At 53.8% G+C, this 773-nt stretch carries 1 protein-coding gene; it reads left to right on the top strand.

Translation table 11 applies throughout. The features are described 5' to 3' along the window. Positions 1–773, top strand: a 773-nt coding sequence (locus SJH88_RS19275; RefSeq protein ID WP_274755404.1) for an IS110 family RNA-guided transposase, incomplete at both ends; no start/stop codon positions are given.

Raw genomic sequence — 773 nt, 5'->3', positions numbered from 1 at the left:
GCAAGGCATGGGGCTAGACGCACGAATGATCGCTGCGGCCTTGGTTGCTCCATATCGCATGCAAGGCAAAGGCGGCAAGAATGATGCCAATGATGCGGCTGCCATCTGCGAAGCTGCCAGCCGCCCACAGATGCGCTTTGTGTCCATTAAATCCATCGACCAGCAGGGCATGCTGTGCGTGCATCGACTGCGTGAAGGCTTCAAACAAGAGCGCACGGCATGTATCAACCGCATCCGTGGTCTGCTCGCCGAGTTCGGGATTGTCTTGCCGCAAAGTCCCAGAGTTTTACGCTCACATTTGCATGACATCTTGGAGGATGCCAGTAATGAGATTGCTGGAGCAGCTCGCCTTGTGCTGCACCAGGCACTGGTGCATTGGCAAGAGCTCGATACACACATTCATTGGTGTGAGCAACGTATCAACGCCCACTACAAAGATGATGAGCAAGTTCAACGTGCTGCTGGCATCAAAGGTCTTGGACCTCTGAGCGCATCTGCTGTTGTGGCCACCGTGGGCGACTTCAAACAATTTAAGAATGGATCACAGTTCGCTGCTTGGCTGGGATTAACGCCCAGACAAAACTCCAGCGGAGGCAAATCCAGCTTGGGATCTATTACCAAGCGTGGAGACAGCTACCTGCGCTCACTATTGATACAGGGAGCCAAAGCAGTGGTGCTCACGGGCAAATACAACCTCGACCCTATCTCCCAATGGGCCATAGCATTGAGGCAGCGCAGTGGATGGCAAAAGGCTGTCGTGGCTCTTGCTAATA

The sequence above is a fragment of the Comamonas sp. GCA5 genome (assembly GCF_036541385.1).
Taxonomy (GTDB): Bacteria; Pseudomonadota; Gammaproteobacteria; order Burkholderiales; family Burkholderiaceae_C; genus Comamonas; species Comamonas aquatica.
This window is presented reverse-complemented; position numbering and strand designations above follow the sequence as displayed.